The organism is Flectobacillus rivi (genome assembly GCF_030056655.1).
GTDB classification, from domain to species: Bacteria; Bacteroidota; Bacteroidia; order Cytophagales; family Spirosomataceae; genus Flectobacillus; species Flectobacillus rivi.
In genome coordinates, this window is the sequence record NZ_JASHIE010000006.1 from 166,672 (window position 1) to 183,426 (window position 16,755).

General features: G+C 37.4%; 12 protein-coding genes and 1 pseudogene. 10 read left to right on the plus strand and 3 right to left on the minus strand.

Annotated elements, in window-relative coordinates:
• Positions 1–147 precede the first annotated feature (147 nt).
• Complete coding sequence (locus tag QM481_RS10195) at positions 148–1,149, plus strand: aminodeoxychorismate synthase component I (RefSeq protein ID WP_283381671.1); 1,002 nt, start codon at positions 148–150, stop codon at positions 1,147–1,149.
• A 130-nt stretch (positions 1,150–1,279) separates the two neighbouring features.
• On the opposite strand, the gene QM481_RS10200 is transcribed toward QM481_RS10195, so the two are convergent.
• The gene (locus QM481_RS10200; RefSeq protein ID WP_283381672.1) at positions 1,280–2,404 is read right to left on the minus strand and encodes a vWA domain-containing protein; all 1,125 of its coding nucleotides are present in this window, start codon (positions 2,402–2,404) and stop codon (positions 1,280–1,282) included.
• 379 nt (positions 2,405–2,783) lie between these two features.
• Positions 2,784–3,608, minus strand: a pseudogene (locus QM481_RS10205) (IS5 family transposase).
• Between the two features lie 335 nt (positions 3,609–3,943).
• Between QM481_RS10205 and QM481_RS10210 the strand changes: the two are divergent.
• The 6 genes from QM481_RS10210 (at position 3,944) to QM481_RS10235 (ending at position 12,345) form a co-directional block, all read left to right on the plus strand.
• The gene (locus QM481_RS10210) at positions 3,944–6,481 is read left to right on the plus strand and encodes a TonB-dependent receptor (RefSeq protein ID WP_283381673.1); all 2,538 of its coding nucleotides are present in this window, start codon (positions 3,944–3,946) and stop codon (positions 6,479–6,481) included.
• 176 nt (positions 6,482–6,657) lie between these two features.
• Positions 6,658–7,566 (plus strand): helix-turn-helix domain-containing protein, encoded by a 909-nt coding sequence (locus tag QM481_RS10215; RefSeq protein ID WP_283381674.1) that lies wholly within the window; start codon positions 6,658–6,660, stop codon positions 7,564–7,566.
• Between the two features lie 126 nt (positions 7,567–7,692).
• A complete protein-coding gene (locus QM481_RS10220) occupies positions 7,693–8,592 on the plus strand; it encodes a helix-turn-helix domain-containing protein (protein WP_283381675.1) in 900 nt (299 codons plus the stop codon).
• Between the two features lie 143 nt (positions 8,593–8,735).
• On the plus strand, positions 8,736–9,719 hold the full coding sequence (locus tag QM481_RS10225; protein WP_283381676.1) for an aldo/keto reductase: 984 nt from the start codon (positions 8,736–8,738) through the stop codon (positions 9,717–9,719).
• Between the two features lie 37 nt (positions 9,720–9,756).
• Positions 9,757–10,329 carry an NAD(P)H-binding protein gene (locus QM481_RS10230; RefSeq protein WP_283381677.1) on the plus strand — a complete coding sequence of 191 codons (573 nt, stop codon included), beginning with the start codon at positions 9,757–9,759 and terminating at the stop codon, positions 10,327–10,329.
• A gap of 93 nt (positions 10,330–10,422) precedes the next feature.
• Complete coding sequence (locus QM481_RS10235; protein ID WP_283381678.1) at positions 10,423–12,345, plus strand: glycoside hydrolase family 127 protein; 1,923 nt, start codon at positions 10,423–10,425, stop codon at positions 12,343–12,345.
• Between the two features lie 327 nt (positions 12,346–12,672).
• On the opposite strand, the gene QM481_RS10240 is transcribed toward QM481_RS10235, so the two are convergent.
• Positions 12,673–13,437: an LCIB family protein gene (locus QM481_RS10240; RefSeq protein ID WP_166551039.1), complete on the minus strand. Its 765-nt coding sequence runs from the start codon at positions 13,435–13,437 to the stop codon at positions 12,673–12,675.
• 212 nt (positions 13,438–13,649) lie between these two features.
• On the opposite strand from QM481_RS10240, the gene QM481_RS10245 reads away from it, so the two are divergent.
• The 3 genes from QM481_RS10245 to yiaK all read left to right on the plus strand — a co-directional run bounded on the left by QM481_RS10245 (position 13,650) and on the right by yiaK (position 16,732).
• Positions 13,650–14,495, plus strand: a complete 846-nt coding sequence (locus tag QM481_RS10245; protein WP_166551038.1) for an SMP-30/gluconolactonase/LRE family protein — start codon at positions 13,650–13,652, stop codon at positions 14,493–14,495.
• 359 nt (positions 14,496–14,854) lie between these two features.
• On the plus strand, positions 14,855–15,592 hold the full coding sequence (locus tag QM481_RS10250; RefSeq protein ID WP_283381679.1) for a phytanoyl-CoA dioxygenase family protein: 738 nt from the start codon (positions 14,855–14,857) through the stop codon (positions 15,590–15,592).
• A gap of 117 nt (positions 15,593–15,709) precedes the next feature.
• A complete protein-coding gene (gene yiaK / locus QM481_RS10255; protein ID WP_283381680.1) occupies positions 15,710–16,732 on the plus strand; it encodes a 3-dehydro-L-gulonate 2-dehydrogenase in 1,023 nt (340 codons plus the stop codon).
• Positions 16,733–16,755: the final 23 nt, after the last annotated feature.

Genomic DNA, 16,755 nt, shown 5'->3' on the forward strand with positions numbered 1-16,755 from the left:
TTTAGCATAAGAATATTTCACACCCCTCAAGAAACTTTCTTGAGGGGTGATTTTTTTACAAGAAAAGGGAGAAAAGAATAGAGTTTTTGTGTTTTGATTCAAAAGACTTCTTAATTCCCTGTTTTTCTTCATCATTCATTCTCAATCATGAGTTATAAAAAACATTCACTTCCTCCAGCCGCTTTGGTTGCTATTGAGCGAATGAATCAGTTTGGTCAATCTCAAAAGCCTTTTTTCTTTGTGATTGACTATCTGATGCAAAAGCCCTTGGTGATTCCTTTGGAGGAGGTTGCACAGCACCAAATATTCTACAAAATTGGAGATAAAACGAATTACCATTTTAAGCAGAAAACTACCGAAAATACGGAGGTGGTTTTTGAAAAATACCCAATCAGTTTTCATGAATACCAACACTCTTTTACACTAGTTCAAAACCATTTAAAGAGAGGAGATAGTTTTTTAGTAAATCTTACCAAACCGACTCCTATTCGGGTAAATTTATCCTTAAGAGAGATATTTGAACGTAGTGAAGCCACTTATCAATTGTTATTTAAAAATCAGTTTGTCCTATTTTCACCCGAAACATTCGTACAGATTAAGTCGGGGATTATCTCGTCCCATCCGATGAAAGGCACAATTTCTGCCAATATTCCTGATGCAGAAACGACTATTTTGGAGGATAAAAAGGAGTTGGCAGAACATGCTACTATTGTGGATTTAATCAGAAATGATATTAGTATGGTAGCCGAAAAAGTATGGGTAGAGCGGTTTAGATATATCGATAGAGTTGCTACCAACGAAGGTGATTTGTTACAAGTAAGCTCAGAAATTTGTGGAAAGTTGCCTGATAATTATGCACAAAAAATAGGTACATTACTCTTTAAAATGCTTCCCGCTGGGTCTATTACAGGGGCGCCGAAACCACAGACTTTAGAGATTATCAGAGAGGCTGAAGGGTATAACAGAGGATATTACACAGGTATTTTCGGAATATTTGATGGACAAAATTTAGATAGCTCCGTGATGATTCGCTTTATCGAGAATACGCAACAAGGAATACTTTTTAAAAGCGGAGGAGGTATTACCGTTTCTGCTAATGCTGAATCTGAATACCAAGAATTAATTGATAAAGTCTATTTGTCAAAATAGTTTTTTTGTAATAATCGTAACAGTACGACATGAGTCATCCCAAATTGAGCGAATGAGTGATTATTTTTTAATAGATATTTTAAAATAATCACTCATTCGCTCAATTTGAGTTTCTCTAAACGCCAAATCATCAAATCATTTTTCCCAATTGTTTGAGACTTTCGAGGTTATGGACAGGGGCGAAGTGGCTGATATATGGCATGGCCACTTGCATACCCACGGTATTTGCTTGAAAGTTTGGATTACCAGCAAGCGGGTTGAGCCATAAAATTTTATACGCTTGCTGATGAAGTGTTTCCATAGCATTGGCTAATATTTCAGGATTTCCCGTTTCCCATCCATCAGAGAGAATAATGACCACCGTTTGATGGTTTACGTATCTCTTCCCAAACTCTTGGTTAAATTGTGTCAAAGACTGTCCAATCTTGGTGCCACCTGACCAAATATTGATTTTTTCTGAAAAATTCGCTTTCACTTCATTGAAATGATTAGTATTTAGCTCATTTGTAATTCTTGCGATTTGGGTACTAAAAATAAAGGTTTCAATTTTTTGATATACTTTCTGAAAAGCATACATAAACTGAATAAAAAAAGCCGAGTACAAATCCATCGACTTGCTTACATCGCAAAGTAATACCAATTTTAGACGATTTTTTTTAGGCTTCCTGAATGCTAATTCTATCAACTCGCCACCAGTGCGCATATTTTTTCGGATGGTTCTTGCAAAATGAAACTGTTTTCTGGCTCTTGTGGCCTGTTCGCGCCTTGCAATTGCTCTAGCGAGGGTGCGTGAGAGAGTTTGAATACTTACCATCATATCGGCAATCTCATCAGCAGGGATATTGGCAAAATTTTTCTGCCCTAAGCTTTCGTTAGGACTGTAAGATGCCATTTGTTCCTCTTTGCTTTGTCGGTTACCATTGAGCCAAGACTTTAGGGAATTAAAGGCTTGCTCCTCACTCTTGATGGGGCGATTAGACCTGCTTTTCCCATCTTTGATTTTGGAATCTAGTGCTTTTTCAAGCTCTTTCCAATAATCATCAAATAGTCGATTGAAGACCTCTAATTGTTGGACTTTTTTGACAAGTGTAATGGCTAAGGCTGTCTGAAAATCGAGCCTGTTTTGATAAGAAATATAGGAAAGAGCCTCCAGAGCAGTGGTTTCGTCTTGCACACTTATAGAAAAACCATGTTCTCTGAGAAATCTACAAAATGCAACTATATTTTCTGATAGGGTGGTTTTTCTGTGTATCATCTTTGTGGAGGTTTATAGGGATAAATTAACAGAAATTTTCAGAAATTAATACGTTAATGGGCAAAATCAAATTGATTTTACCCGCTCTAGGCAATATGCTGTAAACCGAAAGTTCAAAAGTACTTTTAATGAAATCATGAATGCATTTTGCCAAATGCCTACAGCTCATTGATACGAGCCAAAATGTTTATTAGGGTTTTAAGAAACCAATTTTTTCATCGGCTCCGCAGGTGCGAAAGACTTCAAGATTTTGGCTTTGTGTCGCTCCTACGGCGCTTTTACATTTGCTACTCACAAATCTCTTTTCTGAAGTGAAAGAGACGATATGACATTTTTTTAGAATTATTGATGATTTGCATCTAATTTGTTTTCTATGAGGTCATCTTGACTTTTTAATTTTCTTCATTGCGATGATAATAAAAGCTATAAAGTGAAATCCTATCCAACTTGAAAGGGTTGTATCAAATCGATTTAACAAAGACCTGTAACTATCTATTCATGCGTTAGTTCTTTCAATAGAGTATCTTTCTTTATAGAGATCATCGTCAATAGCGCTAGACACATTATCGCCAGTAGTGTTCCTTCTGTTGGGAGCAATATTGGCGATAATGTTTTTTTGATGGCATAATTGATGTAAGCTATCTGCGTCAAAACCTGCGTCGGCATTCAAAAATAACCCATCAACTGAAATAGTAGCATCCTCTAACATGGTAGTAAGTTCTTCAAATGTCTGCTCAATGTTAAATAAATCATTATGATTGCCTGAAACTGGCGTTGACATAGCCAACACAAGCCCTTGTTTATCAGTCAAGTAAAGTGAGTTGGTAGTTTTTCTCTTCTTCCTACCTTGATAAGAAACTTCTTCGCCACCTCGAATACATGACGAATGACTTCCATCTAAATTTACCAATGAGAGGTCGAAGGAAGACTTGTATTTTTTTAAAAGTTCTATCCAACACTTTTTCCAAATACCTTCCTTGCACCAACGCCGATAATGTCCGAAAACAGTTTTATAATGAAGAGCACGAGTGCTAAATAGGCTTTTGACAGGTAATAAATGCCATTGAATTCCGCTTTTTAACTTATAAAGAATACAGTTAATTATTTCACAAAGAGGCACTTGTGGCTTAAATCCTCGTTTTCTTTCAGGTAAATAACCAATTATTTCTGATTCTATTATATCTTTGCTGAGTACGTAGTACATAAAAAGGTTGCTTGGTATGGTTCGCAAAACAAATATCGGCAACCTTTTTTATTTCTATGCAATTCTACCAAAAGTCAAGATGACTTCTATATTTGTAAAGAATAATCGGCCTTCAAAGGCTTTTTTTTGATATTCGCTATTTTCCTAAGGATATAACAATTATGTGCAAAAAATGATAAAAAGTACGAACTAGTCCAATAAGCTGTAGGCACTAGGCAAAAAGTCTACATTATTTTATATGAAACATTTTTCAACTTTTAGCTAACTGTATAAAAATTAGAACCTAATACAGGTAAAAATTAATTTCATCGAAATATTCTATAAACTATAACGATATGAAAAAACTGATTACCATAATTAGTTTACTATGCTTTTATCAAACATTCTCTCAAACCACAAAAGATACCACCACACATCTTTCGGAAGTGGTGGTAACGGCATCTCGTTTGCCAATGTCTATCATGAAATCGCCCGTAAGTATCGAGTTATTGGATGCTCGTGCGATAAAATCGTCTCCTGCACCTAGCTATTTTGAGGCAATCGAAAACCTTAAGGGTGTACAATTGCTTACCTCCAGTTTGGGATTTAAGGTTTATAATACTCGCGGATTTGCGAATCCGACCAATGTTCGATTTGTGCAATTGGTAGACGGTGCCGACAACCAAGCGCCTCATATTGGCGCACCGATTGGTGGTGCTTTGGCGCCAACCGATTTGGATATTGACCGTGTCGAGCTTATCCCAGGAACGGCTTCGGCACTGTACGGAATGAATGCTTTGAATGGCATGGTACAAATTTTATCCAAAAACCCCTTTGAATATCAAGGTTTTTCTTTTCAACAAAAAACAGGGGTTAATCATTTGGGCGATGCCAATGCTTCAGCACAACTTTTTACAGAAACCTCTCTGCGTTGGGCAAAGGCTTGGAATAATCGATGGGCTGTAAAACTAAATCTTAATTACCTGAAAGGAAACGACTGGATTTCGGATAATAATCAAGATTTGAATCCCAATGGTAACGCTTCACTGGGCTTGCTTGGCTCAGACAATCCTGCTTACGATGGTATCAATTCTTATGGTAACGAATCGTCTAACCGCCAGACTTTAACACTTGGGGGCAAGCGCTATTCTGTTGCCCGTACAGGTTACACCGAAAAGGATATTGCTGATTTTTCTATTCAAAACCTCAAGGCTGATTTGACCCTTGCTTTCAAACCGAGCGCCCATTCTGAATTGAATTATACCTTCAGAATGGGGTATCTCAATAATATTTATCAACGTACCAATCGTTTTAGATTAGATAATTATTGGGTATCTCAGCATATTCTGAACTTCAAAAACAAGTCTCTGATTCTTCGTGGTTATATGACGACTGAAAATACGGGAGATTCCTATAACATTCGTTCGATGGCCGAAAATATCGACCGTAGTTTTAAGACAGATACGCAATGGTTTAAGGATTTTAGCACCGCATTTCTCGCAAGTACGCAAGCAGGTATTACTGCCACTCAAGCATTGAAAGACGCAAGAGTAAAAGCCGATGCAGGTCGCCCACAACCGCATACGGCTGAGTTTGATGCCTTGATTAAAAAATTAGGCGATATCAATAACTGGGATGTTGGCGCTGCCTTGCGTGTCAAGTCATGGATGTATCATGCCGAAGGACAGTACAACTTGACAGAGGAAGCTTTAGCTTCGTGGAAAGAAAAATACGGAATCAATATCTTGTCTGGCTTTGATTATCGCATGTATCAGGTATATCCTGATGGTAACTATTTTATTAACCCTGTAGAGCCAGGGAAAGATTTGACTTATTACAAATATGGCGCTTTTACGCAGATTACTAAGTCATTGTTTGATAATAAATTACAGGTTAATCTAAGTATTCGTGCTGATAAAAACCAGTATTTTGACTGGCAGTGGAATCCAAGGGTAGCCATGGTGTTTTCGCCGACAGATGACCAAAATTTTCGTGTTTCATTCCAAAATGGATACCGATTTCCAAGCTTATTTGAAGCCTTTTCGAATGTCAATAGCGGAGGTGTCAAGCGAGTGGGTGGTTTGCCAGTAATGTCGAAGGGTATTTTCGAAAACTCTTATTATAAAACCTCCATAGATGCTTTCCAAACTGCAGTAACGAGCGACGTAAACACGAAGGGATTAACTGTGGCACAGGCTATTGAAAAGAATAAAGGGCTAGTGCAAAAAAATGATTACACCTATCTCAAACCCGAAAGAGTCAATAGTTTTGAAATAGGATATAAGGGTCAATTTTTGGATAAAAAACTCTTTATTGATGCAGATTTTTATTACAATGTTTATCAAAACTTCATGGCTCAGGTAGAAGTGTCAACGATTAAATCGGGCTTTACGAATGGTGATTCTTTGGCATATTATCTCAATGACCGAACCAAGCAAGACCGTTATCGTTTGTGGACTAACTCTAAAAGTAAGGTTTATAACTACGGCGCTAGCCTTGGCGCACGCTATCAGTTTTACAAAAGCTTTGTGATTAATAGTAATGTATCTTATGCCAAACTAGACAGGAAAGAAACCAATGACGGTTTGGAGGAGGCGTTTAATACCCCTCAATGGATTTTGAATGTGGGGCTTTCGAATCGCAACCTTGGTAATGGTTGGGGTATGGCACTCAATTACAAATGGCAAGATGCTTTCATCTGGCAATCGTCATTAGCAACAGGCACAGTTCCTGCATACAGTACACTCGATGGACAAGTGAGCTATGAACTCAAAAGTCAGCCCATTGAGTTGAAATTAGGTGCAACCAATTTGCTCAATCAATATTATTATAACTTTTTGGCAGGACCTAGTGTTGGTGGTTTTTACTATTTGAGCGCTACCTTAAAGTTATAGAAATGTCAAGCAGAAATTTATTTCCAATCGATAGTTAATAGTGAAATTAGGCTGGTTGAAACTTTCGACCAGCCTAATTTGATTTTTATTGGTATATTAGGGTATTCAAATGAATCAATAAGAGAAAATTTAAAGCAATACCACGTTAGTACACGATTTGTATTGCCCTATTTATTATGCCGACCTCTGAGAGAATTGAAGATTTCTATCTTCAGAAGTTTAATCAATTGCCCGAATTTGTAGATAAAAAAAATGGACATTTCAATGTTTTTAGTTTGAAACCATTTGTAGGTGAATATGCGAATCCTTTGCCATATCGTAAACGGGATTATTATAAAGTTACCCTGATGAAAGGGAGTGGAAACGTACATTATGCCGACAGAACTGCCTCTGTTGAGCGATATGCCATCGTTTTTACCAATCCTAACATTCCGTATAAATGGGAAAATACTGACAAAGTGCAAGATGGTTACTTTTGTATTTTTAGTGGTATGTTTTTCAACCAATTTGGAAATATCAATGAATACACCGTTTTTCAACCAAGTGGCGTACATATTTTCGAATTAGATGAAGAGCAGTATTTATTACTAGAAAAACATTTTTTACGAATGTTGGAAGAAATCCAAACGGATTATCAATTCAAATTTGATGTGTTACGGACAATCATGTACGAAATTTTACACTATGTGATGCGTTCACACCCAGCTTTGATTTTCGAAAAAACAAAGGCTAATTCCAATCAGCGGATTTACAACTTGTTTTTAGAGTTGTTGGAAAGACAATTTCCCATTGATAATATTTACCAGAAAGTTCAAGTAAAAGCACCATCGGAGTTTGCCGAACAATTGAATATCCATGTCAATCACCTCAATCGTGTGGTGAAGGAATCAAGCGAAAGAACTACCTCAGAATTGATTGCGGAGCGTTTTTTGAAAGAATCTCAACAATTACTCAAACAAAGTAATTGGAATATTGCTCAAATTTCGGATGCTTTAGGCTTTCATGAGGTCACTAATTTTAATAGTTTTTTCAAGAAACATACAGGAACGACTCCTTCAAAATATCGTTCTGGGAAAGTAGCATAAACGGGGTTGTGAAAATCAAACCGTTAAATTGTTTGATTTTCGTAATCTTCTGTTTGAATTGCATTAAAGTCCAACTGTAAAAAAGAGCGAAATTTGTACTATCAAATTAAGCAATCGACACAGCGGATGGAACAAGCAGAAACTTTAGAAGATTTTTACGAACGGAAGTTTGAATGGATTCCAGATTCCTTGCGTAAAGATATTGGTCATTTCAACGTTTTTCAACTAGACCCTTATGTTGGAAAAAATGCTAAACCTGTGCCTTATCGACGACGAGACTATCACAAAATTACCTTTTTGAGAGGCAATGGAAGAGTGCATTATGCTGATAAAATCGTGGAGGTTCAGAAGCAAGCGTTGGTTTTTTCTAACCCTTTGATTCCTTACAAATGGGAAAATACGCAAGAAGTGCAAGGCGGGATGTTTTGTATTTTTAACCAACATTTTTTTCAAAACTATACCAATCTCAATCAATATTCAGTTTTTCAACCTACAGGTATTCATATCTTTGAGTTGACCGATAATCAAGCTGATTTTGTGGTGTCTATTTTTCAAAAAATGCTTCAGGAAATCAATTCTGAGTATATTTATAAATACGATGTGCTAAAAACGCAGGTAATGGAGTTGCTACATTTTGCTATGAAAAGCCAAACTTCCACACAGTTGGATAAGGTAAAAGTCAATTCATCTCAACGTATTTCAGCACTTTTCTTGGAGTTATTGGAGCGACAATTTCCCATCGAAGAAATCCAGCAAGCAATTCCATACAGATCGGCTTCAGAGTATGCCGAGCAGTTGAATATCCATGTCAACCATCTAAATCGAGCAGTGAAGGAAGTTACAGACAAAACTACCAGTCAGTGGATTTCTGAAAGAATTTTGCAAGAAGCCAAAAATCTATTGCGACATACCTCGTGGACGATTGCTCAAATTGCAGATTCGCTGGGATTTCAAGAACCTACTCATTTTAACAATTTCTTCAAAAAATATTCAGCCCAAACGCCAAGCCGATTTAGAAGTGCCTAGCAAATTTTATCAAATCTTATCAAGTAGTCGACTTATTTGAATTTTATAATGCTTTCGTATATACAAAAGAGTTATTGCGAATAAGGTCGGTAAAGACAACAAAACAAGTATTTTGAGTAAAATCATTTAAAAAAATAATAGCAATGCAAACACGTAAATTAGGTACTCAAGGGTTGGAAGTTTCGACCTTGGGATTAGGTTGTATGGGATTGAGCTTTGGTTATGGACCAGCTACCGATAAAAAAGAAGCCATCAAATTATTGCTTTCGGCGTATGAATCTGGAGTTACATTCTTTGACTCAGCCGAAGCCTACGGACCTTATGAAAATGAAATATTGTTAGGAGAAGCGTTTTCGACGATGCGTGATAAAGTGGTAATTGCTACCAAATTTGGGTTTAAAAATGGTCTACCCAACGAAGGTTTGGACAGCCGCCCAGAAAATATCCGAGCAGTTGCCGAAGGCGCATTGAAACGATTAAAAACGGATTATATCGACCTCTACTACCAGCACCGAGTGGATCCTAACGTTCCTATCGAAGAGGTAGCAGGTACTGTACAAGACCTCATCAAAGAAGGAAAAGTAAAATATTGGGGACTGTCAGAAGCTGGCGCAACAACAATTCGTAAGGCGCATGAGATTTTGCCTGTTTCGGCATTACAAAGCGAATATTCATTGTGGTGGCGCGAACCAGAGCACGAAATTATCCCAACTTTAGAGGAATTAGGTATTGGTTTTGTCCCATTTAGTCCACTTGGAAAAGGATTTTTAACAGGAGCTATCAATGAAAATACGCAGTTTGATAGTACTGATTTTAGAAATATCGTTCCTCGTTTTTCTGAAGAAAACCGCAAGGCAAATCAGGTAGTAGTTGATTTGTTAAAAAGTATTGCAACTGAAATGAGTGCAACTCCAGCGCAAGTTGCCTTGGCTTGGCTATTAGCCCAAAAACCTTGGATTGTACCTATTCCTGGCACAACCAAACTGCACAGATTACAAGAAAACATTGGCGCAACCAACCTCGAATTGTCTGTAGAGAATTTAGCACAAATCACCGAAGCCGCCAATAAAATAGAAGTACAAGGCGCAAGATACCCTCAACACTTACAAAATAGAGTAGGGAAGTAATCTAGCGCATCATATTTAATATTGCTTAGAAATACAAATGAAGAAAGTATTAGTCATAGGAGCAAGTGGTAGCCTTGCCAAGTATGTCATTGCAGAATTGAAAAATCAAGGGAATATCGACCTATCGTTATTGGTCAGAAATGCCAAACGTCTCCCTAAAAGTATTTCGGATGGTTGTACCGTTTTTGAAGGTAACGCATTAAATCAATCAGAGCTAAAAAGTGCGATTGTAGGTCAAGACCTTGTGTATATTAATCTGGCTGGAGATTTGGAAAGTATGGGAAGAAATATCGTCGAAGTTATGCAAGAATCAGGCGTAAAAAGGGTTATCGCCATTAGCTCCATTGGTATTTATAATATGCCACTTCGTTCTGTATTAGTACCTTACAGAAAACTTGCAGATATCGTAGAAACCTCGGCATTAGATTATACGATTATTCGTCCAGATTGGTTTACCGACACAGACGAAATTGATTATGCCGTTACCTTTAAAGGCGAACCAGAGGTAGGAGGGGCAGTTTCAAGAAAAAGTATAGCATCGTTTGTGGGTAGCATTATTCAAAAACCAGAGCTGTATAACAGGGCAAATGTGGGAATTAGTAAGGTGTGAAATTTGATAGGTATAAACATATTTCTCTATTCACGATTCATAGAATTAAAAGATTAGTGTAATTTTGACACAATAACCTTTCAAAACAATTCTATGAAAAAATCTTCTTTTTTTACGGTGCTCCTGACATTGGCAACAATCGGGTTGATGAGCTTTACATGCTTCCACACGAAGGCTCAAAATAGTATCCAATACTTTAAATTACAGCAGGTGAAGCTTTTACCTAGTGATTTTAAAAGTGCTCAGCAGATCGACCTCAACTATATGTTGTCGCTTGATACAGACCGTTTGCTGGCTCCTTATTTGAAAGCCGCAGGACTCGACACCTTAAAAGCAAATTACGGCAACTGGGAAAATACAGGTTTGGATGGGCACATTGGAGGACATTATCTGTCGGCATTGTCAAATATGTATGCCTCTACAGGAGATGCTCGAATGAATCAACGACTTGAGTATATGTTGGCACAGCTCAAGCGCTGTCAAGATAAAATTGGTACAGGCTATTTGGGTGGAATGCCAGGAGGTATTGCACTATGGAAAGATATTGAGCAAGGGAAAATTATTACAGATGATTTTGCTTTAAATGGCAAATGGGTGCCATTGTACAATCTTCATAAATTATTCGCTGGTTTACGAGATGCCTATCTCATTGCAGGCAAAGAATCAGCAAAAGTAATGCTTATTCGTTTGACAGATTTTATCAATAACATCGCCAATAAATTGACTGATGAACAAATTCAAACTATGCTAGTGTCAGAGCACGGCAGTTTGAACGAGATATTTGCAGATGTTGCAGCTATCACTGGCGACAAAAAATATCTTGAATTAGCAAAAAGGTTTTCACATCGTAGAATCCTTGAACCTTTGTTGGCAAGACAAGACCAACTGACAGGCTTACATGCCAATATGCAAATACCAAAGGCAGTAGGATTTAAGCGCATTGCAGAGGTTGGTGGAGATGAGGATTATTTAAAAGCTGCTCAATTTTTCTGGGAAACAGTCGTGAAAAATCGTACAGTAGTAATCGGAGGTAATAGTAATTCAGAGCATTTTCACCCAGCAAATGATTTTTCGCCTATGATTAATGATATAGCTGGTCCCGAAACCTGTAATACCTATAATATGCTCAAACTGACCAAGTCTTTGTTTCAGACTTCTGAACAATTGACTTATGTGGACTACTACGAAAGAGCCTTATACAACCATATTCTTTCGAGTCAGCATCCAACTCATGGCGGATTTGTGTATTATACCTCTATGCGTCCACGACATTACCGAGTGTATTCGCAGGCGCAACAGTGTATGTGGTGTTGTGTAGGTTCGGGTATGGAAAACCATGGTAAATATGGCGAGTTGATTTATAGTCATAAAGGAAATGATATTTTCGTCAACCTGTTTATTCCCTCTCGTTTGGTATGGAAAGCGGAGGGTGTAACACTTGTGCAGCAAACTAGATTTCCTGATTCTGAAACTACCGAACTAACGGTGGAAAATACCAGTGGCAAAACGTATGGCATTATGATTCGTTATCCTCAATGGGCTGGAAAAATTCAAATAGTAATCAATGGTAAAAAAGAGGCTATCGACGCTAAACCAGATACTTATATTCGCTTGGAAAGAGTTTGGAAAAAAGGAGATAAAATATCCATAAAGCTTCCAATGACTATTACTACGGAGGGCTTACCAGACGGTTCAAACTATGTGGCTTTTTTACATGGTCCAATTGTGTTGGCCGCTAAAACAGATACCACTGACTTAGATAATTTGATTGGTGACGCCAATCAATTTGGGGGTTATCGTGCTAGAGGGAAAACTTATCCATTCGAAACGATGCCCGTATTACAAACTGAAAATGCGAATCTGGCTACTTATTTAAAGCCAGTAGCAGGCAAGTCTCAAACGTTTGTAGCCCCTGAGCTAATTAGTCCAGCGAAATACAAAAATTTGGAGCTTATCCCATTTTACAGATTACATGATGCCAGATATATGATTTATTGGCAACTGAAAAAGAAATAAGTAATACAAATTGAGTGAGTTTAGATTGAGTAGATGAGTGATTATTTTTTCACCAGTAGAGACGCAATGATTGCGTCTTAAGATGTATCATTTTAAAATGTAGTATTAAACATGAGTCATCTAGAATTTTGCAACTAGGACGATTCTATATTTTTTTCATTAAAAAAGGGGGCGAAAATTGTTTTTCGACCCCTTTTTTGATACTGCTATGCTATGTCTGACTCAGCTTGAGGCGCAATCATTGCGTCTCTACTGATGGAATACAAATTTTAAATTAATCACTCATTCGCTTAATTGTAAATCACATTTTTAAGCTCAACCATATTTTTACAAATTCTTAAAGGCATCCAATTCCAAAATCGATTTTGGTTTGAAAGGTTCAAGACTTTTGGTTTCGATTACATCAAAATTACGAATATCTACATAGTCATTATATTCCTCACTGGTATTGATAATAACGCCCCCCAACAAGAAAATACGCTCACAATGAAATTCATTTAAGCTCATACTTACGAGCTTTTTTATTTGCTTGTCTATAGCAGTATAGGTGTAATCTGTAATGGCTTTTTTGGGATTATCAGCAGTAAGAATTTTATTCTTAAACGGCATCAACGTTTGTTCCAATTGAATTTGCTGATAATCATAATGTACACTTTGTGGCACATACGTATCTACATCATCGTCACTCTGGAAACGTTCGAGCGCCAACATCAAAGCCCCACAGCTATTGGTCAATCGTTTTTGACCAATACGTCGCATTCGTCCTAATTCACCCTCATCGGTTATGCCGATATGCGGACCATAAAAAATAAAAGCATCACCGCCATCAGGAATATGGTGCGAAAAAGCTACCATGCCTGTAAAGCCAGAGTAAGGCAAACCTCCTAATCCGCCCATAGTGAACGGTCGTGATAATACGCGACGAAAGTCTGTCGATACATTGACGTCATCAGAACAAACAGACGTGGCAAAAAGCATTTTTTTCAAGTCTGAATTGTATTCTTTTTCCAGCAAAGTCAAATAACTTTCCGTAATATCATCGCCACTTTTTGCATTAGGGTAGTATGCAGTTACTTTTTTAGTGATTGCCATAGTTGAATATTTTGAATAAAAACAGTAAAAATCAAGCCTCTTTTAGTTTTATGAGATGTAGGATTAGATAGCCAAAATCGTATAATTCTTTAGTTATATAGGTCAAAAGCTCGAAATTACAATTTTTTCGATTGGGACTTGAAATTACTGATAAAATGTCTCTAAGTTTGAATTAATTCATTTAAACAATTATAAAAAATCTAAAATCATTTATGAAAAAATCAACAATCCTCTTGTCAATCCTATTATCTACTGGTATAGTTTCAACGTCATTTTCTCAAAAGACACTAACCAAAATCTGGGAGACAGATACCCTAATTTCAACGCCAGAATCGGTGGTTTTTGACACCAAATCAAAAGCCTTATACGTTGCTTGCATCAATGGTGCACCAACAGCAACGAATGAAAAAAGTTTTATTTCAAAATTAGATTTAAACGGCAAAATTACCCAATTAAAAGTGACGGAGAATTTGCATGCTGTAAAGGGATTGGATGTATTGGACGGCAAGATTTATGTAGCAGAGATTTTCAAATTAGTAGAAATTGATGCTAAAACAGGACAAGTACTCCATAAGTATGAAGTACCAAATGCTACTTTTTTGAATGGTGTAAGTGTTGATCAGAAGAACAAAGTCGTGTACTTTACTGATATGCGTTCGGATAGATTATGGAAATTAGAAAAAGGACAATTGGTGAAAGTGGCAGAAGGCGCTCCTTTAAAAACACCTAATGGCGTATTTTTTGAAAATGATAAATTGATTATTGGGAATGGCGATGGAAAAATCCTTGCACTAGATTTAAAAACACAACAATATGCAACAATTGCCGAAGGAATGGGAGGACTGGACGGTATTTTATCAGACGGACAAAAAGGTTATTTCGCTACCGAATGGAGAGGCAAAATTTGGCATATCAATCCAGAAGGCAAGACCCAATTGTTGTTGGACACCGTAGAAGCCAAAATGAATACCGCAGATATTGAATATATTCCTAGCCAAAAAATATTATTGGTTCCAACTTTCTGGAAGAATAAAGTCATTGCCTATAAAGTTAATTAGTGCTCGATTGGTGGCAAAACCTTGATTTTATTATCATTACCAAACTATTCGATAGAGACAGTTTGGTAATGATAATTATACACTTTTTACTTAAAATGATTTATGCTGCCTTCTATTCATCGTTTTTGAGCTTATATAATTTATCAATTCGCTAAACCTTTTTTCTTAATTATACCCATAATAAGGTTTCTCTTCTTTGACTTAAAAAAGTCAGAGATATTACTCAAAATTTATCGCAATAACAGAATGTTCTGGTTTTTTATAAGAAAAGTATAAAAAATAAGTTTTTTAAGGTAAAAAGCGCTTCCTTTTGACTTTAAAAGTAGTATTGGTTAGACATAAATTAAACGGCCTTGCTTATGCTTACTCAGGAAGAAGTTACCTTTTTGGATGAAAATGGATATTTGAATCTTGGACAATTATTGTCGACAGAACAGGTGCAGAAAATAAACCAGCGACTTGAAGAGCTCATGACACAAGAGGGTGAAAATGCAGGTGCTGAACTTGCAGACTCCAAATATATTCGTCACCCCAAAGAAGAAGGCGCCGACCGTCTGGCAGATTTAGTAAACAAAGGTGAAATTTTCGACATATTTTATACACACCCTCGCGTACTAGCTGGCATTGAAGCCGTTTTAGGTCAATCATTCAAGCTTTCTTCATTGAACTATCGAGCCGCTAAACCTAGTAAAGGTCTTCAAAAACTTCATGTTGACTGGAAAAATGCGGTAAGTGAAGGTGTATTTAAGGTTTGTAACAGCATTTGGTTACTGGATGATTTTACTGAAAATAATGGGTCAACCCGTATTGTACCCAAAACACATCGCTCCTCTGTGCTTCCAGAAGAGGTCATGACAGATCCTAATGACAAGCATCCAGATGAAATCCGTATTATCGCTCCTGCGGGTTCCGTTTTTATATTCAATTCCCATGTTTGGCATGGCGGTACAACAAATTATACAAATCGAGATCGTCGAAGTATCCATAGCTATTTCTGTACGAGGGAGCAACCTCAGCAAATTGACCAAAAAAGATATATCACCGAAAAAACACTGAGTAGAATAGGGGCTTTAGGGAAATATATCTTGGATGTATAATACCAAAGCCTAGAGCTTGAAGCAAGTAAATTAATTTTGCCAACTTACCTAGTTTGATTGTTTTGGTACAAAAGTAACCCATATCAGAAATCCCCTTTTCCTCAAATATTAACAAACATGACCGAAATAAAGCAAGTCTTTATTAGCGCTGAGCAAATGCAGCAGACATTTAAGAAGATTCTTCTCAAACATCAGTTTTCCCTAAAAAAAGCGGAGGAATGTGCTACTATATTTACCACAAATAGCCTTGATGGCATTTATACTCATGGTGTCAATCGTTTCCCTCGCTTTGTACAATATATTCAAAAAGGCTATGTTTTACCCCAAAATAAACCCTCTCGTTCTCATGTATTTGGCGGAATTGAGCAATGGGATGGAAATTTAGGGTCTGGTCCCAACAACGCAAAGTTTGCTACTGAGAGAGTTATGAAATTGGCTAAAAAGCACGGGATTGGTTGCGTGGCTATGGCCAATACAAATCACTGGATGCGTGGAGGTGCTTATGGCTGGCAGGCTGCCAAAGAAGGTTTTGTTTTTATTGGCTGGACCAACACTACTGCAAACATGCCTGCTTGGGGCGCTACAAATCCTAAGTTGGGAAACAACCCAATTGTTTTTGCAACCCCTTACGGAGAAGATGCCTTGGTATTAGATATGGCTATGTCTCAGTATTCGTTTGGTGCGATGGAGTTGGCTGTCATGAGGGGCGAAAACTTATCAGTAGTAGGAGGGTATGATAAAGAAGGAAATATAACCAACGAGCCTCAATTGATTCTGGACTCATGGAGGTCTTTACCCGTAGGGTTCTGGAAAGGGGCAGGGCTATCCTTTTTGCTCGATGTACTGACGACGATTCTTTCAAACGGTTTGGCTACCCATCAAATTAGCCAGAAACCAGCAGAGATGGCCTGTTCTCAAGTTTTTATTGCCATTGATTTATCCAAACTTCCCAATCATTCTAGCATTGCTCAAACCATAGAAAGTATAATTCATGATTATAAAACTTCCGTCCCGATGCAGGAAGGTAGCTCTGTGAGTTATCCTGGCGAGCGTGTACTAACGACTCGAAAAAAAAATGCTGAACATGGGATTCCTGTACTTGCGACTGTATGGGAGGAGGTTTTGAGTTTTTTGACCTAAGCATTATCAATTTCCAACTATAC

What these genes read in the sequence shown, in the direction of transcription:
- QM481_RS10195 (WP_283381671.1), top strand. Translation starts at nt 148, where the DNA reads ATGAGTTATAAAAAACATTCACTTCCTCCAGCCGCTTTGGTTGCTATT.
- QM481_RS10200 (WP_283381672.1), bottom strand. Translation starts at nt 2,404, where the DNA reads ATGATACACAGAAAAACCACCCTATCAGAAAATATAGTTGCATTTTGT.
- QM481_RS10210 (WP_283381673.1), top strand. Translation starts at nt 3,944, where the DNA reads ATGAAAAAACTGATTACCATAATTAGTTTACTATGCTTTTATCAAACA.
- QM481_RS10215 (WP_283381674.1), top strand. Translation starts at nt 6,658, where the DNA reads ATGCCGACCTCTGAGAGAATTGAAGATTTCTATCTTCAGAAGTTTAAT.
- QM481_RS10220 (WP_283381675.1), top strand. Translation starts at nt 7,693, where the DNA reads ATGGAACAAGCAGAAACTTTAGAAGATTTTTACGAACGGAAGTTTGAA.
- QM481_RS10225 (WP_283381676.1), top strand. Translation starts at nt 8,736, where the DNA reads ATGCAAACACGTAAATTAGGTACTCAAGGGTTGGAAGTTTCGACCTTG.
- QM481_RS10230 (WP_283381677.1), top strand. Translation starts at nt 9,757, where the DNA reads ATGAAGAAAGTATTAGTCATAGGAGCAAGTGGTAGCCTTGCCAAGTAT.
- QM481_RS10235 (WP_283381678.1), top strand. Translation starts at nt 10,423, where the DNA reads ATGAAAAAATCTTCTTTTTTTACGGTGCTCCTGACATTGGCAACAATC.
- QM481_RS10240 (WP_166551039.1), bottom strand. Translation starts at nt 13,437, where the DNA reads ATGGCAATCACTAAAAAAGTAACTGCATACTACCCTAATGCAAAAAGT.
- QM481_RS10245 (WP_166551038.1), top strand. Translation starts at nt 13,650, where the DNA reads ATGAAAAAATCAACAATCCTCTTGTCAATCCTATTATCTACTGGTATA.
- QM481_RS10250 (WP_283381679.1), top strand. Translation starts at nt 14,855, where the DNA reads ATGCTTACTCAGGAAGAAGTTACCTTTTTGGATGAAAATGGATATTTG.
- yiaK (WP_283381680.1), top strand. Translation starts at nt 15,710, where the DNA reads ATGACCGAAATAAAGCAAGTCTTTATTAGCGCTGAGCAAATGCAGCAG.